21 protein-coding genes, 5 tRNA genes and 1 pseudogene are annotated in these 21729 nt (G+C 23.8%); 15 read left to right on the top strand and 12 right to left on the bottom strand.

The genetic code is table 11. The features are described from left to right. Positions 1-64: 64 nt before the first annotated feature. Positions 65-1879: a DNA primase gene (gene dnaG / locus TGUWTKB_RS02020; RefSeq protein ID WP_052459555.1), complete on the bottom strand. Its 1815-nt coding sequence runs from the start codon at positions 1877-1879 to the stop codon at positions 65-67. Positions 1880-1962: 83 nt separating this feature from the next. Beyond that, entirely contained in the window at positions 1963-2178 is a 216-nt protein-coding gene (gene rpsU, locus TGUWTKB_RS02015) for a 30S ribosomal protein S21 (RefSeq protein WP_041063071.1), read from the bottom strand. A gap of 136 nt (positions 2179-2314) precedes the next feature. Between rpsU and tsaD the strand changes: the two genes are divergently transcribed. Further along, positions 2315-3322: a tRNA (adenosine(37)-N6)-threonylcarbamoyltransferase complex transferase subunit TsaD gene (gene tsaD, locus TGUWTKB_RS02010; protein ID WP_041063069.1), complete on the top strand. Its 1008-nt coding sequence runs from the start codon at positions 2315-2317 to the stop codon at positions 3320-3322. 15 nt (positions 3323-3337) lie between these two features. Here the strand turns inward: tsaD and bioD are convergent, their stop codons facing one another. From bioD to bioB, 4 genes are read right to left on the bottom strand one after another with little or no spacing between them, the layout of a single operon-like run. Continuing rightward, on the bottom strand, positions 3338-4018 hold the full coding sequence (bioD, locus tag TGUWTKB_RS02005) for a dethiobiotin synthase (protein ID WP_041063067.1): 681 nt from the start codon (positions 4016-4018) through the stop codon (positions 3338-3340). Continuing rightward, positions 4015-4770: a malonyl-ACP O-methyltransferase BioC gene (gene bioC / locus TGUWTKB_RS02000; RefSeq protein WP_041063065.1), complete on the bottom strand. Its 756-nt coding sequence runs from the start codon at positions 4768-4770 to the stop codon at positions 4015-4017. Before bioC ends, bioD begins: the two co-directional genes overlap by 4 nt. Then, complete coding sequence (locus tag TGUWTKB_RS01995) at positions 4754-5908, bottom strand: aminotransferase class I/II-fold pyridoxal phosphate-dependent enzyme (protein WP_041063062.1); 1155 nt, start codon at positions 5906-5908, stop codon at positions 4754-4756. The genes bioC and TGUWTKB_RS01995 overlap by 17 nt, the downstream gene beginning before the upstream one ends. Positions 5909-5950: 42 nt before the next feature. After that, positions 5951-6931, bottom strand: a complete 981-nt coding sequence (gene bioB, locus TGUWTKB_RS01990) for a biotin synthase BioB (protein WP_052459554.1) — start codon at positions 6929-6931, stop codon at positions 5951-5953. A gap of 77 nt (positions 6932-7008) precedes the next feature. Here bioB and bioA point away from each other — a divergent pair, with 77 nt between their 5' ends. The 3 genes from bioA (at position 7009) to panB (ending at position 9696) form a co-directional block, all read left to right on the top strand. Continuing rightward, on the top strand, positions 7009-8304 hold the full coding sequence (gene bioA, locus TGUWTKB_RS01985; protein WP_041063060.1) for an adenosylmethionine--8-amino-7-oxononanoate transaminase: 1296 nt from the start codon (positions 7009-7011) through the stop codon (positions 8302-8304). Between the two features lie 75 nt (positions 8305-8379). Beyond that, on the top strand, positions 8380-8862 hold the full coding sequence (gene folK, locus TGUWTKB_RS01980) for a 2-amino-4-hydroxy-6-hydroxymethyldihydropteridine diphosphokinase (protein WP_041063057.1): 483 nt from the start codon (positions 8380-8382) through the stop codon (positions 8860-8862). 39 nt (positions 8863-8901) lie between these two features. Further along, on the top strand, positions 8902-9696 hold the full coding sequence (gene panB / locus TGUWTKB_RS01975) for a 3-methyl-2-oxobutanoate hydroxymethyltransferase (RefSeq protein ID WP_041063054.1): 795 nt from the start codon (positions 8902-8904) through the stop codon (positions 9694-9696). An 825-nt stretch (positions 9697-10521) separates the two neighbouring features. Here the strand turns inward: panB and ychF are convergent. From ychF to TGUWTKB_RS03390, 5 genes are all read right to left on the bottom strand, one after another. Then, the gene (ychF, locus tag TGUWTKB_RS01970) at positions 10522-11613 is read right to left on the bottom strand and encodes a redox-regulated ATPase YchF (protein ID WP_041063051.1); all 1092 of its coding nucleotides are present in this window, start codon (positions 11611-11613) and stop codon (positions 10522-10524) included. Positions 11614-11656: 43 nt separating this feature from the next. Continuing rightward, on the bottom strand, positions 11657-12247 hold the full coding sequence (gene pth / locus TGUWTKB_RS01965) for an aminoacyl-tRNA hydrolase (RefSeq protein WP_041063593.1): 591 nt from the start codon (positions 12245-12247) through the stop codon (positions 11657-11659). An 89-nt stretch (positions 12248-12336) separates the two neighbouring features. Next, positions 12337-13284, bottom strand: a complete 948-nt coding sequence (locus tag TGUWTKB_RS01960) for a ribose-phosphate pyrophosphokinase (RefSeq protein ID WP_041063048.1) — start codon at positions 13282-13284, stop codon at positions 12337-12339. A gap of 69 nt (positions 13285-13353) precedes the next feature. After that, entirely contained in the window at positions 13354-13932 is a 579-nt protein-coding gene (ispE, locus tag TGUWTKB_RS03360) for a 4-(cytidine 5'-diphospho)-2-C-methyl-D-erythritol kinase (RefSeq protein ID WP_232501634.1), read from the bottom strand. Positions 13933-13964: 32 nt separating this feature from the next. After that, the gene (locus TGUWTKB_RS03390; protein WP_052459552.1) at positions 13965-14216 is read right to left on the bottom strand and encodes a 4-(cytidine 5'-diphospho)-2-C-methyl-D-erythritol kinase; all 252 of its coding nucleotides are present in this window, start codon (positions 14214-14216) and stop codon (positions 13965-13967) included. A gap of 597 nt (positions 14217-14813) precedes the next feature. Here TGUWTKB_RS03390 and prfA point away from each other — a divergent pair. From prfA to TGUWTKB_RS03385, 7 genes are all read left to right on the top strand, one after another. Continuing rightward, a complete protein-coding gene (gene prfA / locus TGUWTKB_RS01950; protein ID WP_041063045.1) occupies positions 14814-15899 on the top strand; it encodes a peptide chain release factor 1 in 1086 nt (361 codons plus the stop codon). Beyond that, positions 15896-16729 (top strand): peptide chain release factor N(5)-glutamine methyltransferase, encoded by an 834-nt coding sequence (gene prmC / locus TGUWTKB_RS01945; protein ID WP_041063042.1) that lies wholly within the window; start codon positions 15896-15898, stop codon positions 16727-16729. Before prfA ends, prmC begins: the two co-directional genes overlap by 4 nt. A gap of 52 nt (positions 16730-16781) precedes the next feature. Beyond that, entirely contained in the window at positions 16782-17594 is an 813-nt protein-coding gene (gene cobA, locus TGUWTKB_RS01940) for a uroporphyrinogen-III C-methyltransferase (RefSeq protein WP_052459551.1), read from the top strand. A gap of 142 nt (positions 17595-17736) precedes the next feature. Further along, positions 17737-17809, top strand: a tRNA-Lys gene (locus TGUWTKB_RS01935). A gap of 292 nt (positions 17810-18101) precedes the next feature. Continuing rightward, positions 18102-19133, top strand: coding sequence for a UDP-N-acetylmuramate dehydrogenase (gene murB / locus TGUWTKB_RS01930; protein ID WP_041063589.1), 1032 nt, complete (start codon positions 18102-18104; stop codon positions 19131-19133). Continuing rightward, a complete protein-coding gene (locus TGUWTKB_RS03320; protein ID WP_052459550.1) occupies positions 19111-19347 on the top strand; it encodes an HTH domain-containing protein in 237 nt (78 codons plus the stop codon). The genes murB and TGUWTKB_RS03320 overlap by 23 nt, the downstream gene beginning before the upstream one ends. Beyond that, a complete protein-coding gene (locus TGUWTKB_RS03385; protein ID WP_082018166.1) occupies positions 19341-20066 on the top strand; it encodes a biotin--[acetyl-CoA-carboxylase] ligase in 726 nt (241 codons plus the stop codon). The genes TGUWTKB_RS03320 and TGUWTKB_RS03385 overlap by 7 nt, the downstream gene beginning before the upstream one ends. A 44-nt stretch (positions 20067-20110) precedes the next feature. Here TGUWTKB_RS03385 and coaA read toward each other — a convergent pair. Further along, a pseudogene (gene coaA / locus TGUWTKB_RS01920) lies at positions 20111-21030 on the bottom strand (type I pantothenate kinase). Between the two features lie 278 nt (positions 21031-21308). On the opposite strand from coaA, the gene TGUWTKB_RS01915 reads away from it, so the two are divergent. The 4 genes from TGUWTKB_RS01915 to TGUWTKB_RS01900 all read left to right on the top strand — a co-directional run bounded on the left by TGUWTKB_RS01915 (position 21309) and on the right by TGUWTKB_RS01900 (position 21725). Then, positions 21309-21381, top strand: a tRNA-Thr gene (locus TGUWTKB_RS01915). 6 nt (positions 21382-21387) lie between these two features. Beyond that, a tRNA-Tyr gene (locus TGUWTKB_RS01910) sits at positions 21388-21470 on the top strand. Between the two features lie 91 nt (positions 21471-21561). Next, positions 21562-21633, top strand: a tRNA-Gly gene (locus tag TGUWTKB_RS01905). Positions 21634-21652: 19 nt separating this feature from the next. Next, positions 21653-21725: transfer RNA gene (locus TGUWTKB_RS01900), tRNA-Thr, on the top strand. The last annotated feature ends 4 nt before the right edge of the window (positions 21726-21729 follow it).

The following is a 21729-nucleotide window of genomic DNA, read 5'->3' as shown; positions in this document are numbered from 1 at the left end:
CCTTTTTAATCAAAGGATTAATTTTTTATTAATATATCTATAAAAAAAAAAATCAATATTTATTTTATAATAAATCTATATAACTATTATTTTTCAATAAATTTTTTGAATCTTTTGTAATCCAATTTTTAATTTTGTTGTTTAATAGCATTTGTTTTAAAACCCAAAATTTTTGTTTATCAGATGCATTTAAACCATATTTTCGATCATTAGCAATTAAAATCTCAAGATGACGATTAATTAATAAATGTAAAATGTTTACTAATGAATCTTGAAACACAGTTTTTATTTTTTTTTTATCAATCATATGATCATAAATAGAAAGTTTTTCAATAGTTTTTTTTAAATTTGTTTGACGATATAGTTCTAATAAATTAGCTGTTTTTAAATTATCATTATCTTTACAATGTTTTACTATTTGCATAAATAAAGATAAACCAACAATTTTTGAAGTATCAATTATATTTAATGATGGAACTATTTTTGATAAATATGGATTCTGTATTAATAAAGCTACTAATAAACGTATAGTATTAGATTTAATATCAGAATTCTCTTTAATTTTTTTTTCATAATTTTTTTTGATATTTAAGGTATTAAGTTTATTTTCATCAAAAATACCCAGTTTATTTTTTAACGTTTGATATAACAAATTATATAATGTTTTTGATTGTACTTGATCAATTAAAGGTTGAGCTAATGTACTTAAACGCATTTTTCCTTCATCCGTACTCAAGTCTATTTTTGATAATAACGAATCAAAAAAGAATTTTGTTAAAGGAATAGCTTGTTTAATTCTTTTTTTAAAAATTTTATTTCCTTCTTGATGTATAAGACTATCGGGATCTTGACCAAGTGGCAAAAAAACAAAATACATTTGTTTAGTATTTCTAATATAAGATAAAGCTAACGTTAATAATCTCCAAGCTGCTTTCTTTCCAGCAAAATCTCCATCATAACAACAAATAACTTTGTCTACAACTTTAAAAATATTTTGAATATGGTTTACTGTAATCGAAGTTCCTAAAGACGCAACAGAGTAATTTATTCCAAATTGATTTAAACTTATAACATCAAAGTATCCTTCCACAATTATTAAACAATTTTTTTTTATGTAATTTGTTTTTTGTTCAAAAAAACCATATAACTGTTCCTTTTTATGAAAAATACAGGTTTCTGGAGAATTTAAATATTTTGGAAAATTCTTGTTAATTACACGACCACCAAAACCTATGATTTTTCCATATTGATCTCTTAATGGAAACATAATTCTGTTTCTAAAACGTTCATAATATTGATTTTTTTTATTTTTTATTAAAACTCCTGTTTTTACTAGTAAATTGCATTCTTCTATGTTTAATTTTAAAAAATGTCTTATATGATTCCAATTTTCAGGAGCATAACCAATAGAAAACGTTTGAATACTTTTTTTATTAATGCCACGTGTTTCAAGATATCTATAAGCATGATGTGATTTATTCTTTATAAGAAAAAGTTGATAAAAATTTTTGACTTTTTCCATTAATTCATAAAGTTTTTGACGTTCTTCAAGTTGTTTATTATAAAAATCATTGTTTTTTTCATAAATTACTGATTTTCCTTGTATGCTAGCTAGTTCTTGAATAGCTTCAACAAAATTAATATGTTCATATAACATTAAAAAATCAATAACGTTTCCATGTACACCACATCCAAAACAATAATAAAATTGTTTATCTTCATTAACAGTAAAAGAAGGGTTTTTATCATCATGAAAAGGACAACACGCTAAAAAATTTTTTCCTTTTTTATTTATTGGAATTTTGTTCTTTATTAAATCTATAATATTCGTTTGAGAAATTAAATCATTAATAAATGAGCTTAAAATTCTTTTAGCCATATCGATAACGTATATATAAAAAATATATTGTTTGTTAAAATTTTATTATATCCTCAATTATTTCTTTATTACGTAATATATTATTAATATAATCTTGTTCTTTTTGTATTATCTCGAGCTAATTTTTTTATATGTCTTTTTATTGCTGATGCTTTAGCTCTTTTACGTTCAGTCGTAGGTTTCTCATAGAATTCACGTCGACGAACTTCTGCTAAAATTCCTGCTTTTTCACAAGCTCGTTTAAACCGTCGTAAAGCAACTTCGAATTGTTCGTGTTCACGTATTTTGATGATTGGCATTTTTTTTCCTATATATAATAAATTGGTATTTTTTTATTAAAAATAACTTTAAAACAAATATTGAAATTAAATATTCAATTAAGAACTTATATAGTATAATTTTAAAAAAGTAAATATATGACTAAAAATATGAGTTATGCAAATTTTAGGAATTGAAACATCTTGCGATGAAACAGGTATTGCTGTTTATGACGATAATGTTGGTATTATATCAAATAATCTTTATAGTCAAAAAAAAATTCATAATAAATATGGTGGTGTTGTTCCCGAGTTAGCATCAAGAGATCATATAAAAAAAATAATTTTTTTAATGAAAAAAACTTTAAAAGATATTAATTTTGATATTAGTAAAATAGACGCTATTGCTTATACTGCAGGCCCAGGTTTAGTTGGATCTTTATTAGTTGGTGCTACTTTTGCAAATGCTTTATCTTTTGCCTGGAACATTCAGTCAATTCCTATTAATCATATAGAAGGACATATATTATCACCAATGTTAGAAAAAAAAAAACCATCTTTTCCTTTTTTAGCGTTATTAGTGTCTGGTGGTCATACGCAACTTATTCTTGCAAAAAATTATGGTCAATATTTGTTACTTAGTGAATCTTTAGACGATGCCGTTGGTGAAGTATTTGATAAAATTGCTAAATTATTAGGATTAAATTATCCAGGTGGATCTTTGTTATCAAAATTAGCAAAAAATGGTAATCCTAAACGGTTTTTTTTTCCTCGTCCTATGACTAATAAATCTGGGTTAGAATTAAGTTTTTCTGGTCTTAAAACTGCGGTTATGCAATCTTTTAAAAAAATTAATACTCATGATCAACAAACATATGCAGATATAGCATGTGCATTTGAAGATGCTATTATAGATACTTTAATAATAAAATCTGAAAGAGCTTTAAATATAACAGGATTATCAAATTTAGTTATTTCTGGAGGAGTTAGCGCTAATCATAAATTACGTAAAAAAATGAAAAAAATGATGTCTGATCGTGGTGGTTATGTATTTTACCCTCGTAAAGAATTCTGTACAGACAACGCAGCTATGATAGCTTATGCTGGAACATTTAAAAAACAACGTACTGTTAAAAATTTAAAAATTAATGTGTATCCACGATTACCTATTAATAACACATTTTAATTGTTAAAAAATTATCTATTTAAACTGAAAATTAATATATTTAATATTTTCTGCTATATTTTTTTTGTTTTTTAAAAACGGAACTATTCCTAATAGTTTTGTAGGCAATAATCTTTTCTTTAAATCTATAAGGTATTCTTTATGATAGAGTTTTTTTTTTTGGAAATTATTAGCAATCCATCCTACTAAATTTAAATTATCATTTTTAATAGCTTTTTTAGTTAAAATAGCATGATTTATACATCCAGTTTTTAGATATACTATTAATATAATTGGTAAATTTTCAGTTTTTACCCAATCAGCAAAAGTTTTTGTTTTTGTGATAGGAGTATACCATCCACCGACACCTTCTATTATTATTAAATTTGCTTTTTTTTTTAAAAAATTAAAATGTTTTGAAATAGTTTTAGTAGAAATTTTTCTATTATTTATTATACTTGCAATGTAAGGAGATGTTTCTTCTGTAAAAGAAAAAACATTAACTTCTTTTTCCGTTAATTCAATTGAGCTATTTTTTTTTAAAAATAATACATCTGAATTATATATTTTACCCCCCTTTTTTTTTTTAATACCTGAAGCGATAGGTTTAAATCCAGCCGTTTTATATCCCATAGAACTAGCTAAATTTAATAGTATTCCACTAATAAACGTTTTTCCAACTGATGTGTCTGTTCCCGTAACTAAATAACATTTCATTTTTTTTTAATTAAACCATATATTATATAATAACTTAGACGATATCCAAAACTATCATACGCCCAATATTTTTTTAAATCATTAATTCTTTTTTTAGTAAGAAAAACATAATTTTTTTTATAAAGATATGTAGCACCAACATTTTTTATAGATTTCATCGCATCTAAAGGCGTAGAAAAATAAAAAACAATTTTTTGATATTGAAAAAAAGTATTTAAATTAGCACATGAATTAATTATTGTACATTTTTTAGTAAAATTATTAGTATGATAATTTCTATTTAATTTTTTCCAAGCGTTTTTCATTTCTTTTAAAGAACCATCAATTAAGGTAGAAAACATTATATATCCTTGTGGTTTAGCAACACGCATAAATTCTTGTAAGACATTTTGAAAACTATAACTCCATTGTATTGATAAATTACTCCATATCAAATCAATACTACTAGTAGTAATCGGTAAAAAATCAATATCTCCAATTAGATAATAATCAGCAGTTTTTAACTGACGCGCTTTTAATAACATTTTTTTAGATATATCAAGTGCTATAACTTTATTACCAATACTTAACCATTTTTTGCTATATAATCCAGTACCACAACCAGCATCAAGAATATTTTTTCCTGAAATTTTTGGTTTAAATTTCCATAATGTATCTCCAGTTTTCTTTTGTAACTTTGCATATTCATTATATGAATTAGCTACACGATCAAATGATTTTGCAATAGCTAATTTATCAAAATTTTGTTGCATAATGTAATGCCTTAATTAGATGTAAGATATCTTTTTTTTTGTGAGCAGCAGTAATTGTAATACGTAAACGAGATGTTTTTTCAGGAACAGTAGGTGGTAATATTGGTGTAACCCAGCAATCTAAAGATCTTAAAATAGATGCTAACTGAATTGTTTTATCTTTTTTTCCTATTATTAAAGGCTGAATAGGACTATCATATCCATATAATTTTATTGGTAATTTTTTTAGCATATTTTTAAAAAAATGAATGTTATTGTAAAGTTTTTTACGTAAACTACCGCTTTTTTTTATCATAGATAATGACTTTAATAATGTATATACATGTGCTGGAGAAATAGCTGTACTATATATTAAATGTCTCGAGAACTGTAAGAAATAATCTGCGACATCGTTATCGCATAATAAGGCTGCTCCACTAAGCCCAAACGCTTTTCCAAAAGTAATAATTTGTAATTCAGGTTTTACTTTTTGTAAAAAACAACTACCTCTTCCTTGTTTTCCAATTATTCCAATTCCATGTGCATCATCAACTAATAACCATTCTTTATTTTTTATTTTTTTTACTATATCTTTTAGTGGAGAATAATCTCCATCCATACTAAATAATCCTTCAGTAATTATTAAAGTATTATTTGTATTATTGTTTTTTTGAATTAATTTTTCTAAACTATTCACATCATTATGTAAAAAACGATATAATTTAGCTTGACTATTTTTTGCCGCTTCTAAAAAAGAAGCATGTATTCGTTTATCTGCTAATATACAATCTGATTTTTTCATCAATAGTTGAATAACAGCTTGATTAGCAGAATATCCCGAATTAAATAATAAAGCACGCGAATATCCTAACCATTTAGCTATTTTTTTTTCTAATTCTGCATGTAAATAACTATACCCAATCATATGAGTAGATGCAGATGCACCTACTCCTGTAATTAGGCTACCTTTTTTCCAAGCATGAATAATTTTTTTATTTTGACTAAATCCTAAATAATCATTACTTGAAAAATTATAGTAACGCTTTCCTTTAATGGTTAAAAAACGTGTATTATTATTTTCTACTATTGTACGATTACGCCATAATTGTAAATTTTTTTGTTCTTTTAATTTGTTTTTAATTTGTTCTTTCCAATTCATTAAACTACCGTAGTTTCTTAAAATAAACAATTATTATTAATTTTATATATATTTTTCTTGAGTTTTTTTATCAAAACATGAAAATATTGTTTTTATATTTAATTTTTTAAATAAAATTAGATCTTTACTTTTTTTAGAATTTAATGTTGTTAGTAGTTTGTTACCATAAAAAATAGAATTTGCACCTGCCATAAAACATATAGCTTGCATTTCTTCACTCATTTTATTACGTCCTGCAGCAAGACGAATATACGATGTAGGCATTATAATACGTGCTACTGCAACTGTTCGAATAAATTCAAAAACATCTATTTTTTTTACAGTATCATTATTTAATGGAGTGCCTTTTATTTTTACCAACATATTAATAGGCACACTTTCTGGTGGTACAGAGAGACTAGAAAGTTCTAGTAATAAATCAATACGATCTTTCATATTTTCACCTAATCCTAGAATTCCTCCAGAACAAACCTTTATGCCTGCTTTTCTAACAATATTAATTGTATTGATTCTATCTTGGTATGTGCGTGTAGTGACGATTTTTTTATAAAAATTAGGAGAAGTATCAAGATTATGATTATAAAAATTTAGTCCTGCATCAGCTAAAACTTTTGCTTGTTTTTCGTTTAAAAAACCTAATGTCATACAGGTTTCCATCCCTAAAGATTTTATTTCTTTTATTAATTTTTGTAGATATAATAAATCTTTATCTTTTATATTTCTCCAAGCTGCTCCTATACAAAATCGACTAACACCTTCTTGTTTAGCAATTTTAGCTGCTTTTAATACTATGTCTATATCTATTAACTTTTTACTTTTTAATTTAGTGTTATATTTTGCACTTTGAGCACAATATTTACAATCTTCTGCGCATAAACCAGTTTTAATTGAAAACAAACTACTAATTTGTAAAAAATGTGGATTAAAATTTTTACGATGTACATTTTGTGCTTTAAACATAAGATCAAAAAAAGGTGTTTGAAACAAATCTTTTATTTTTTTGTATGTCCACTTTTTTTTCATATATTTTTTCTCATTTTTAGAAGATTATAATTACTTCTATACTATTAAAAACTACATAATTTTTGGTAAAAATATAAATGTTTACTAACAAAGATTACAATTTTGATCGAAACCATATATGGCATCCTTATACTTCAATAAAAAAACCTTTACCATGTTATCCTGTAAAAAAAGCTTATGGTTGTAAACTAGAACTATTTAATGGTAAATTGTTAATTGATGGTATGTCTTCATGGTGGACTGCTATACATGGATATAACCATCCAAGATTAAATAATGCTTTAAAAAAGCAAATAAATAACATGTCTCACGTAATGTTTGGAGGAATAACTCATATCCCAGCTATTCATTTATGTAAAAAAATTTTAAGTATTATGCCAAAACCGCTTTCATGTATTTTTCTTGCAGATTCAGGTTCAATAGCTATCGAAGTATCTATGAAAATGGCGTTTCAATATTGGATGGGTAAAAAAAGAAATAAAACACGTCTTTTAACTATTAAAAATGGATATCATGGTGACACGTTTGGTGCTATGTCTATATCAGATCTTAATAATTCAATCCATTCATTTTGGAATAAATATTTTCCCTGTCATATTTTTGCTGAATCTCCGAAATCTGCATTCCATAAAAAATGGAAAAATTCTGATATCGATGATTTTTTTAGACTAGTTAAAAACAATCATTCGGAAATAGCAGCTGTAATTTTAGAGCCTATTTTCCAAGGTATTGGTCGTATGTATTTTTATCATCCAAATTTTTTAAAAAAAGTACGTGAAATATGTAATGATTATGATCTTTTATTAATTTTTGATGAAATTGCAACTGGTTTTGGAAGAAGCGGGAAAATGTTTGCTTATCAACATGCTGATAATGTAATACCAGATATTATCTGTATTGGAAAAGCTTTAACAGGAGGTAACTTGACTCTTGCTGCAGTTGTCTGTAAAAAAGAAATATCTGATGGTATTGATGCAAGTATACCAAAAAGTTTTATGCATGGTCCTACTTTTATGGGAAACCCTTTAGCTTGCGCAGTTTCACTAGAAAGTATTAATTTGTTAATAGAAACAAATTGGGAAAAAAAAGTCAAGCATATTGAAAATATATTACAAAAAGGTTTGATTCCTTTATTAAAATATCCTCAAGTTAAAGATATACGTGTATTAGGTGCTATAGGAATAGTTGAATGTAAAAAAATAATAAATATAGCTAAAATACAAAAATTTTTTGTAGAAAAAGGTGTGTGGATTCGTCCATTTTTTAAATTTATTTATCTTGTTCCTCCCTATATAATCACTACACAAGAACTTTTAATATTGATTGAAACTATTGAAAAAGCAGTAGAAAGAAGAGATTTTTTTGCAATATAAAATATTGTATTTTAATTATATTGAATACATAAAATATTTAATGAAAAAATGTTTTATTTTTAATACATTAATATTATGACATATACATACATTGCTCTTGGTAGCAACCTTAATAATCCATTACAACAAATAAAAAAAGCTATTAAAAGTATAGATCAAATTTCTTTAACTAAAAGAATAAAAACATCCTCTTTTTATCAAACTAAACCATATGGTTTTCTTAATCAACCAGACTATATTAATGCTGTTGTTCTATTAAAAACCGAAATAAATGTATATCATTTCATGCAAAAAATTCAAACTATTGAACTTAAACAAGGACGTGTAAGAAATTTATCAAATAAATGGCATTCACGTATTATTGATATTGATATTTTATTATTTGGAGATTTAAAAATTTGCACATCATATTTAACAATACCGCATTATGATATTTATAATCGTAATTTTTTTTTGATACCTTTGTATGAAATCACTTCAAATTTAGTTTTTCCAGATGGAAATAAGCTTTCAGAAATTTTAAAAAAAACTAGTACTAATGATATTAAAATAATTTAGTATTATTTTTATATATATAATAATTAATAAGAGAAAATAATGGATAATATAACAATTTCAAAAATATATCAGTGGAAAAAAGAAAAAATTAAGTTTGCTGCTCTCACTGTATATGATTTTAGTTTTGCTCGACTCTTTTTTGAAGAAGGTATACAAGTAATGTTGGTAGGCGATTCATTAGGTATAACTATACAAGGGCATAATTCTACTATTCCAGTTACAGTAAAAGATATAGTATATCATGTTCGTGGTGTTAGAAAAGGAGCTCCTAATTCGTTAATTATTGCTGACTTACCTTTTATGAGTTATACTTGCCCTAAAAAGGCTTTTAAAAATTCTAAAAAAATTATACAAGCTGGTGCTAATATAATCAAAATAGAAGGTGGCCATTGGTTAAAAGATATTGTATCTTTGTTAACAGAACGATCCATTCCAGTATGTGGACATATCGGTTTAACCCCACAATCAATTAATTTATTTGGAAAATATAAAGTACAAGGACGTGCCCAAGAGCAATTCCATCAAATTTTATCAGATGCAATTATCTTAGAAAAATCTGGACTAAAAATGATAGTAGTTGAATGTATTACTTCTGAACTTGCAAAACAAATGACAAAGGAACTAAAAATTCCAATAATTGGCATTGGATCTGGTAATAAAACTGATGGACAAATTTTAGTTATGCATGATGCATTAGGAATTACTAGCGGGAATATCCCAAAATTTGTAAAAAACTTTCTTATAAAAAATAATAATATACGTTCTGCTATTCGTGCTTACGTTTATGAAGTAAAAAATAGTATATTTCCTTCTTTAGAACATACGTTTTTATAAATTTAACCGTTAAAATTTTTTATTATTAATAATATATTAGTATTAAAACAATTAATTATTAATTAGCATAAAGAAAATAAGGATATTGGTCTAGTTCCTAGAATAGAAAAATATTTATAACAGATATTTACAATTAAATTAAAAAACTCATTAATATGTTAACATCATTTTTTTTTAAACTTTTATGAATCTAATTCAATCTAGTTCCTTTTACGGTTTTTAATGATACTCAAAACTCTATAAAGAAGATTATAAACATTGAAAACTTAAAAATATTGATTTATTTTTTAAGTTTTTTATTAATAAAATATTCTTTTAAAATTTAATAAAATCTTTATTAGAAACCTTTTATTCAATTCTTAAAGTTAAAAATTGTCTTATTTTTGAAAATTGTTACTACTCTTATAATTAAGTTATTTAATACTCCCAATTTTTTTTGGAGAAAAAGACTTTCAACAATTATGAATAATTCTTAAAATAATCATGGACCTAAATGATGATGTTAAAATTATTACTGTGCCTACAGTACATAATCAAGATATTTTTAAATTAAGTTCAAAAAAACTAATTTCTAACAAAATATGAATTAACATATGCTAAAAATTTGTATAAAACAATTAATTAAATAAAGTAATAGTACTTTAAAAAAAATAAAAAAAATTGTTACTTTTTATAAAAAAAACTAAAAATAAAAGAATTTATTTTATATTATTCAAATATTTATGACATAAAAAATCTAAAAAGTTTATTTCTAGTGAAAAAAAATATATTATATTAGTTTTAATGTAAACGAGTTAAATTATATTAACCGATCATCTAAAATAATTAAATATTAAATAGAAATCTAACAATATCACCATCTTTTATAATATATTTTTTACCTTCTAATTTCATTTTTCCTAATGATTTTATTTTATTTTCACTTTTATATAAGATAAAATCTTGATAAGCAATAATTTGAGCTCTAATAAAACCTTTTTTGAAATCGCTATGAATTTTTCCAGATGCTTCTAAAGCATTTGTTCCAATTGGTACTGTCCATGAATGAATTTCTTTTTTACCTACAGTAAAATATGTATGTAAGTTAAGCATTTTATAACTAGCTTGTATAATTTTATCAAGACTTGATCTTTGAGTGTCAAAAGATTGGCTTAATTTTTTATATTCTTTAGAATTAAATTGCATTAAGTCAGATTCTTTTTTTATGCATAATTTTAAAATTTTTGAGTTTTCTTTTTCTATAAAACATAAAACTTTTTGATAATAATCACTATTTTTTTGATTATCTTCACTAATATTAGCTAAATAAATAACAGGTTTAAGAGTTAAAAAGTTCCAACGAGATATAATATTTTTTTCATCTGCACTTAAATTTAAAATACGTAATGGAGAGTTTTTTATTAAATGTTTTAAGCATTTGTCTAATGTTATTAATTCTAAATTAGAAATGTTTTTTTTATTTCTATTTTTTTTTTGTATTTGATTAATAGCTAATTCACATATTTCGAAATCTGAATAGATCAATTCAGTATTCACTATTTTAATATCTTCTATTGGATTTACATCTCCTGTAATATGTGTAATTTTTCTATCATTAAAACAACGTACTACATGAATAATAGCAGTTGTCTCACGGATATTATGTAAAAATTGATTTCCCAATCCTTCACCTTTATGAGCTCCCTTAACTAAACCTGCAATATCTACAAATTTTATTGTGCTATGTATAACTTTTTTAGAATTTACAATGTCTTTAAGTTTTTGTAATCTATTGTCAGGGACAGGAATAATGCCAATATTTGGTTGTATAGTACAAAATGGAAAATTTTTTGCTTCAATATTTAAGTTAGTTAATGAATTGAATAGACTAGATTTACCAACATTAGGAAGACCAATAATACCTACTTTTAGTTCCACATTTTCCCTCTCTTATAAATAAATTGTAATAATAATAATAAATTCAGTCAATTGAAGCTTTAAAAGCGTGTAATTTATCCATTGCTTTTAATGGATTATTTAAAAAATCTTCAGTACAATTTATAGCTTTATCAATAGATTTATCAATTAATTTCTTTTCAAAAAAAGATGGTTTATTTAATACAAATTTGTTAATTTTTTCATTATTAATGGGTCTGCCTATACCAATTCTTAATCTATAAAATTTAAAAGATAAACCTAATTCTGTACTTATATTTTTTATGCCATTATGACCGCTATAGCTGCTTTTTATTTTAAATTTTGCAATACCTGGAACAAAATCTAATTCATCATGAACGATTAGTACTTCTTCTGATTTAATATGATAAAAATTTACAATTTTAGCTACTGATTGTCCGCTAAAGTTTATAAAAGTAGAAGGAATTAAAAGATGTAATTTGCTGTCGCAGCAATTAATTATTGTAGTATATCCTAGGAATTTTTTTTCTTCTTTTAAAATTTGATTGTATTTTTTTGCTAATTTTTTTAAATACCAAGAACCTACATTATGCCTGGTTTGGGTATATTCTTTTCCTTTATTAGCTAGTCCTACTATTAGTTTAATTTTTTTCACAGTAAATTTTTTGATAAAATACATATATTATTGTAAAAACATTTTAAACTAAAAAAAAAAATATTAAATCAAAATTTAACATTTTTATATTAATGTTCAAACATTACTGAAATGGATTCTTCATTACTAATACGTCGAATAGTTTCTGCTAACATTGCTGAAAGAGTTAAAACTCGTACCTTTTTTAAAGACATGATTTCATTAGATAACGGTATTGTATCACATATAACAACTTCATCAATCACTGATTGAGACAAATTATTAATAGCATTTCCAGAAAAAACTGGATGTGTTGCATATGCAAATACTCTTTTTGCGCCATTTAATTTTAGAGCTTCAGCAGCTTTATATAAAGTACTTGCAGTATCAATCATATCATCTACTAATACGCAATCACGATCTTTAACATCTCCAATAATATTCATTACTTGCGCTATATTAGCACGAGGGCGTCTTTTATCAACAATTGCCATATCAGTATCATTTAATAATTTAGCTATTGCACGTGCACGCACTACTCCTCCAATATCAGGGGAAACAACTACTGGATTTTCTAATCCAATTTGTAACATATCTTCTAATAATACTGGACTACCAAAAACATTATCAACGGGGACATCAAAAAATCCCTGTATTTGTTCAGCATGTAAATCTACTGTTAATACTCTATCTATACCTACACTAGAAAGAAAATCAGCAATTACTTTTGCGCTAATTGGTACACGAGCAGATCTTACACGTCTATCTTGACGTGCGTATCCGAAATAAGGAATTACAGCAGTAACACGTGCAGCTGAAGCTCTTCGTAAAGCATCAACCATAACTATTAATTCAATTAAATTATCATTAGTTGGAAAACAAGTGGATTGAATAATAAAAATATCATCACCGCGAACGTTTTCATTAATTTGGACGCTTACTTCTCCATCACTAAAACGGCTAATTTTAGCATTTCCTAAATTAGTATATAGTTTACTAGCAATACGTTTTGCTAATTCTGGAATAGCGTTTCCAGCAAAAATTTTCATTTCAGGCATAAACCCTCACTATCTGATAATAAAATAATTTTTATTAAAAACTTTATATTTTCATGAATCTCAAAAAAATTAAAATGTATTTTTTTGTGAATTACATAATTTTTTTAAAGGAGAAGCATTAATACCCTTGCTAATAAAACCCTCTGTCCATTTTGGAATTAATAAAAGTACATTTTCAGCATGTTTTTTTTTATTAAAAATAGCAAAAACACACGAACCAGTACCAGTAAGATTTGGAGTAGCATATTGAGATAACCATAAAAAGAGTTTATTAATTAAACTATATTTTTTTCTTACTATTTCTTCACAATCATTTTTAAATGGTTTATTAAATAACGAAGATAATGAAGAAAAACTTTTATTATGATTTTTGATCGAATATTCTTGAAAAATTTCTTTAGTAGATATTTGAATATTAGGATATAAAATTAAATACCATTTTGTTTTTAATAAACAAAATGGTTTTAATCTGTCACCTTTACCTTCTCCAAAAGAGGTATGTCCTCTAATGAATAATGGAATATCACATCCTAAATTTGCCCCTATTTTTTCTAAAAAATTACTAGAAAAATGAATTTTACATAAATAATTCAAAGCAACTAAGGTCGTAGCTGCATTAGATGACCCACCTCCTAATCCACTTCCAATTGGAATTTTTTTTTTTATTTTAATAGTAGCTCCTAATTTAAATATTTTTTTTTTTCTGCGAAAAAAAATAATATTTTTGCTGCATGCAAAATTAAATTTTTTTCTAATGGAATTTTGTTAGATTTATCAATTATATTTATTTTTTCACTATGATTTACTGAAATAGATAAAGTATCATTGTAATCTAATATTTGAAACAATGTTTTTATATTATGATAACCATGTTTTTTATTATTAATATAAAAAAATAAATTTAGTTTTGCTGGAGATAACCAATTTTTCATTATATTTCTTCAAATTTTGAGATAAATTATTTTTTCTTTATTGCAAAATATATACATTATAGAATAAAATTACTAATTTTATTAACAATTCATTTTATTTAAGGTATAAAATTTTATAACAAAATGTATAACTAATCTTTAATACGAATTATAATTTTATAGTTAACATTATAAATATTTTAAAAAAATATTTTTATGAAATAAAAATTTTATTCTAATAAAATTAGAATAGTATAAAAAATTATGTAACACTATAATTCTTATAAAGAATAACTTATATTAACTAACCATTCACTAATCACAAACGTTGATTATATAAAAATTTGTGCAATGTATATTATTTACGAAAAATTATTTAAAAATTTTTTATAAAAAATATTATATATCTAAAAAATAAAAAATTAATTTTTTATTTTTATAAAAAAATATATTAAAAATATCAGAAAAATTAACATAAAAACTTATAAAATGTTTAATATATGTATCAATTATATTAACGTTTAATTTAATGTTTTTAAGAAAAGATAATAGTTACAAAGTTTTTATAAAATAATTTAATAAAATAAAATTCACTAATTTACCTATAAAAAATCAAATATGAAAAAAGCTATTATCGAAAAATTAAAACAAATAGAGCTAAGACATAAAAAACTAGAAAAATTATTAAGCAAACAAGAAATTATTTTAAATAATGAATTATTTTATAAATATTCTAAAGAATATACAAAAATTAGCAAAATATATAACTTTTTTGTTAAGTGGCAAAATCAACAAAATAATATTGATGAAATAAAATCGCTTCTGCAAGATTCAGAAATTTATGAGATAGCACAAGAAGAATTAAATAAAGAATTAAAAAAAACTAAATTATTAGAAAAACAAATTCATTATTTACTTTTACCTAAAGATGATGATGATAAACGTAATTGTTTTATTGAAATTAGAGCTGGTATTGGAGGAAATGAAGCTGCTATATTTGCAGGTGATTTATTTAAAATGTATACAAAATATGTCGAAAATAATACATGGAAAATAGACATAATGAGTTTTCATGAAGGAGAACATGGAGGTTTTAAAGAAATAATTGCTAAAATAATTGGTAAAAAAGTATATGAAAAACTAAAATTTGAATCAGGAGGACATCGTGTGCAACGTGTCCCAGAAACAGAATCTCAAGGAAGAATACATACCTCAACATGTACAGTTGCAGTTATGCCTATCTTACCTAAATCTAATTTGCCTGAAATAAAATCTAACGATTTAAAAATAGATACTTTTCGTTCATCAGGTGCTGGTGGACAACATGTAAATACTACAGATTCTGCTATACGTATAACTCATTTACCTACTGGTATTGTTGTTGAATGTCAAGCAGAAAGATCACAACATAAAAATAAAGCAAAAGCTCTTGAAGTACTTGTTATGCGTATTAATGCTGCAGAAATTAAAAAACGTCAATCTATAGAAACTTCTATAAGAAGAGAATTATTAGGTAGCGGTGAACGATCAGATAGAATTCGAACATATAATTTTCCAAAAAATAGAATTACTGATCACCGAACAAATTTAACTTTATATCAATTATATGAAATTATGAATGGAAAACTTGATTCCTTAATTAATCCTATTATTCAAGCATATCAAGAAAAACAGTTATTAAAACTAATAAATCAAAAGATATGAAAATCTATATATGGCTTAAAAACGCTATTAAATTTTTAAAAAATGTAGAAAATCCAAAATGCGAAGCTTTATATTTACTTTCCCAAGTGACTGGAAAGAAATATAGTTGGTTAACTGTTTTTGATGATAAAATATTAACCAATAAACAAATTAAAAATCTTAATTATTTATTAAAAAAAAGGATAAAAGGAATACCTCTTCAATATATATTGAAAAAATGGGATTTTTGGTCATTAACTCTTCATATGAATAATAAAGTATTTATTCCAAGGCAAGATACAGAAATTTTAGTAGAAAATACTTTAAATAATATACCAAAAAAACCATCTTCTATATTGGATTTAGGTACAGGATCTGGTGCAATAGCTTTAGCTATTGCTCACGAAAGACCAGATTGTAAGATTTTTGGTATTGATTGTTCAAAATATTCAATAATGTTAGCTCGTAAAAACGCATATACTTTAAATATTAAAAATGTTTTTTTTTTTTTAAGTAATTGGTTTTCTAATGTTCCTTATATGTTATTTGATGTTATTATTAGTAATCCTCCTTATATTGACAAAAATGATCTTTTTTTTAAAAAAAATAATTTTGAACCATTGCATGCATTAATATCTAAAAATAATGGTTTTCAAGACTTATTTTTTATAATACAAGAATCAAAAAAATGGTTAAAATCACATGGATTATTATTTTTAGAACATGGATTTCAACAAGGAAAAAAAATCAATAGTTTTATAAGAAAACAAGGTTTTACTAATGTACAGACCATAAAAGATTATAATCAACTACCTAGAGTGACATTTGGAAAATTTTTTAATATAAAATAAAATTTTATAAAAATATATATATAACAATAATATTTAAAAAAAATGAGATTACATATGCTTTTTCTTAAAAAAGAAAAATATAAAAAAAAAAATAAAAAAAGGATGTGTTTGGTTAGTTGGAGCAGGTCCTGGTGATGCAGAACTATTAACTTTAAAAGCTTTAAAAATATTAAAAAAATCAGACGTAATACTATTTGATAATTTAATTAGTTCAGAAATTTTAAAAAAAATTTCAAAAAAAACTATTTGTATAAATGTAGGTAAAAAATTCAATTATCATGAATTTAAACAAAATAATATTTATAATATTATTAAACATTTTGTGTTAAAAGGATATGTTGTTGTCCGTCTAAAAGGAGGTGATCCTTTTATATTTGGAAGAGGGGGAGAAGAAATAGAAAATTTGAATAAAATAGGAATTAGTTGTAAAATAATTCCAGGTATAACTGCGGCAATTGGATGCGCTGCTTCCATTGGAATTCCGTTAACTCACAGAGAACTAGGCCAATCTGTTTGTTTTATTTCCGGTTATAATAAATCAGGACAACCTAATTTAAAAAACTATATCTATGCAAAACAGAACCAAACATTAATTTTTTATATGTGTATGCATTGGATTAAATCTATTAGTATACAGTTAAAAACTTATGGTATGTGTCTAGACACTCCTATTGCTATTATAGAAAACGGAACACGAATTAATCAAAAAGTTATTATTACTAATTTAAAACGTTTGATAAAAACAATAGAAAAAGAAAAACCAAAATCTCCAACTTTATTAATTGTTGGAGAAGTAGTAAATATATATAAAAATTTTGTTTCCAATACAAAAAAAAATGATATTAGTTGTTCATTCAAAAAATAATTAGTTATATAATATGTGTTGAAATAAATACTGAATTTTATTGTTTTATAAAATTTCAATCTTTTTAAAACTATAAAAATTTTTATAAAAATATGTAATTAATTATTTTTAAGAATATAAAAAAACATTAATTAATAAAAAAGGGTTGTTAGCTCAGTTGGTAGAGCAGTGGACTCTTAATCCATCGGTCAAAGGTTCAAATCCTTTACAACCCATATATAAAAAATATTTATTTACAAAAAAAAATCACTAATGATTTAGGGAACAACTATAATTTTTTTTACACTTTTAATATTAAAAAAAGATATTTTTTTATAAAAGTTAATATATCTAAAAATATTAGTAATAATTTTTTATATATTGTTTTTTAGTTAAATAAATATTAAAAATATTATTTAATAGTATGTGTTTATTGAAAAAAATTATATTTTTATTTTTAAGAAAAATTTTCTAGAAATAAATTTTTACATAAAAAATAGTTTTTTATTTTATAAATATTTCACAAAAATGTCTTATCAATCATTAAAATATTTTAATACTTTCAAACTGAAAGTTTATGCTAAATCTATTGTTTTTGCTAAAAGTTGTAAAAAACTGCAAAAATATTGGGATTATAGTCAGGAAAATAATCTTCCTTTTTTAGTTCTTGGACAAGGGAGTAATGTTTTTTTCTTAGAAAATTTTTTAGGATTAATTGTAATTAATAAAATATGGATGTTAAATATTAAAGAAGAATATAAATATTGGCGTTTACATGTTGGAGCAGGAATTAATTGGCATAATTTAGTAAAATTTACTATATATAAAAAAATACCAGGTCTAGAAAATCTTGCAATGATTCCAGGTGTAATTGGTGCCGCACCAATACAGAACATTGGTGCTTATGGAGTTGATTTTAATAGTATTTGTGAGTATGTTGATATTTTAAATTTTAATAATCATAAAAAAACTCGATTATATCGAGAAGAATGTAAATTTGGATATAGAAATAGTATTTTTAAAAACGAATATCATAAAAATTATGCTATAATATCAGTTGGTATAAAGCTATATAAAAATTGGCAACCTAAATTAAATCACTATGCCTTAACACATATGAACAAATATGTTCAACCTATTAAGATATTTAATACAATTTGTTCTATAAGAAAAAAGAAATTACCAGACCTATCTACTTATGGAAACGCTGGAAGCTTTTTTAAAAATCCCTTAATTAAAAATGATAATAACTTTAAAAATTTACTTAAAAAATATCCTAAAATTTCTTATGTTTTTTATAAAAATAAACAAATTAAAATATCTGGAGCTTGGTTAATTGATCAATGTAATTTATCCTCCTACATGATAGGAGGAGCAAAAATTTATCATAAACAACCTTTAATTTTAATTAATAAGAAAAATGCTAGTCCTAAAAATATTCTTGATCTTTCGCGTTATGTTTATAAAACAGTAGGAAATAAATTTAATATATGGTTAGAACCAGAAGTTCATTTTATCGATAGAAAAGGTGAATTCAATGCAATTGATGCATTCATATAAAAGATATATTTTTTTAATAAAATTAATAAATATACTTGCAGATGGAAAAAAACATTCTATATCATTTTTACAAAAACGATTCAAAATTAATAAAAATCAAATTGATTCATATATAAAAATTATTCATTCTTTAGGACTAAAATTATATTCTATAAATAAAAAATTTTATTATTTATTTGATAAAATACAGTTATTAAATAAAAAAAAATTCTAAAAAACTTAAAATATCCTCAATTAATTTTTGTACCAATTATTAATTCTACAAATCAATATCTCATCAATAATGTTAGCGCGCTAAAAAATGGCGATATTTGTATAACTGAATACCAATATTCTGGTCGCGGAACATATGGAAAAAAATGGTTTACATCTTTTGGATGTAATATTTGTTTATCTATATATTGGAAGTTTAAGAAAAAAAACATTGATGGATTTAGCTTAGTTATAGGCATAGTAGTAGCTGAAGTTTTAGAAAAATTTGGTGTAAAAAACATTAAAGTAAAATGGCCTAATGATTTGTATTTTAACAAATATAAACTTGGCGGGATATTAATAGAAGCTATTAATACAAAAAAAATAATATTAGGACTTGGTATTAATTTAAAAAAACAAAATTTTTTATACACATCTGTCGCTAACAAAGCTATTTCTTTAGAAGAAATTATTAATAATTTTGATAGAAATACACTTACAATTAAAATAATAAATAAAATTCATGCTACTTTAATTGAATTTGAAGAGCATGGTTTTAATTTTTTTTTTCATAAATGGAAAAGATTTGATTATTTCATAAATAAATCAGTGAAATGTATGATTGGAAATGAAAAAAAAATTGGTATTGCTAGAGGTGTTGATTTAAAAGGAAAATTTATATTAGAAGAAAAGAACAAAAAAATAAAATCATGGATGATTGAAAAAATTTATTTAACATAGATAACCTTTAAATATAAGGATACATTAAAAAAACTGTTATTTTTTTATATTCTTAATCGAATAAGCTTTATTATATGATTAAAGCTTTTGGTTAAAATTAAATTTGCTCTTTTTTTTGTTGGTAAAATGTTTTTTTTTAAATTTTTTACATTAATATTTTTCCAGAATTCATTAGCAATGATGATAAATTTTTCATCTGAAAGTAAAGAAAAATTGTAAAAATATGCAGCAGGGTTAGTAAAATCTTGTTTTTTAAATTTTAACAAACGATCAATATACCATTTTTTTAAAAGTGATTCAGATGCATCAATATATATTGAAAAGTCTACAAAATCTGAAATAAAAACATGATGAGGGTCATGTAAGTAATCCATACCACTTTGTAAAACATTTAATCCTTCTATAATAACAATATCTGGGGTTTTCATAGTTTTATAAAAAGGTAAAATATCATAAAAAACATGAGAATAAACTGGAATTTTTATTTTTTTTACACCTGATTTTAAATCAGAAACAAATTTAATTAATTTATGAATATCGTAAGATTCAGGAAATCCTTTTTTGTCCATTAATTTTTTTTTTTTCAGCAATTCATTAGGAAAGAGAAAATTATCAGTTGTAACTAATCCAACATTTCTTTTATGAGGGTAATTGCTTAATAATACTTGTAATAAGCGACCTGTAGTACTTTTTCCAACAGACACGCTACCTGCAATACTTATAATATAAGGAATTTTTTTTTATTGCGGAAAAAATTAGCAATGGATTGTTGTTTTTTTAAATAAAAACTTATTAAATTATTTAAAAAAACTAATAACGGTAAATATATTTCCGTAATTTCAGTCCAAGGAATAGTTTTCTTAAAAAAATTAATCTTATTAAAATCTTTTTCTGTAAATTTTATTGATGTAGCATTATTTAAAGATATCCATTTTTTACGATTAAAATGTAGATAGGTTTGCATAATATTTTTTTATTTTAAAAAACAAGAAGTTATAATAACATTTTTAATTAAAAATGATACAATTTTTATGAGTTTTTAAAATAAAAAAGTATTATTAAATTTTTTTAAAAAATTTTATAGAAAAAACATAAAAATAATGTATTATGTTAATTAATAATGTTTTTTATATACAATACATACTTATATGTACTATATATGATATTTTATCAAAAATCTTTCTTGACGAAAGCAAGAAAATAAGAAAGAATTAAAACAATATAAGTAGTAGATAGTAAAATGCCGGCTTAGCTCAATAGGTAGAGCAACTGACTTGTAATCAGTAGGTCACCAGTTCGATTCCGGTAGCCGGCAAAAAAAGGTGGGGTTCCCGAGCGGCCAAAGGGGGCAGACTGTAAATCTGTTGTCATATGACTTCGAAGGTTCAAATCCTTCTCCCACCATATATTTATAAATAATAAATATCTTATAATAGAGTTTACAAAAAAAACTACTGTTTTTAAAACTTTTCATCTGTTCTTAATCTTTTAAAAAGCGGATATCGTATAATGGTTATTACCTCAGCCTTCCAAGCTGATGATATGGGTTCGATTCCCATTATCCGCTCATTTTTTTTATAGATTTTGCTGATATAGCTCAGTTGGAAGAGCACATCCTTGGTAAGGATGAGGCCCCCAGTTCAATTCTGGGTATCAGCAACTT

The organism is Candidatus Tachikawaea gelatinosa (assembly GCF_000828815.1).
GTDB lineage: Bacteria > Pseudomonadota > Gammaproteobacteria > Enterobacterales > Enterobacteriaceae > Tachikawaea > Tachikawaea gelatinosa.
The sequence above is the reverse complement of the archived record's forward strand: the minus strand, read 5'-3'. Positions and strand labels throughout refer to the sequence as shown.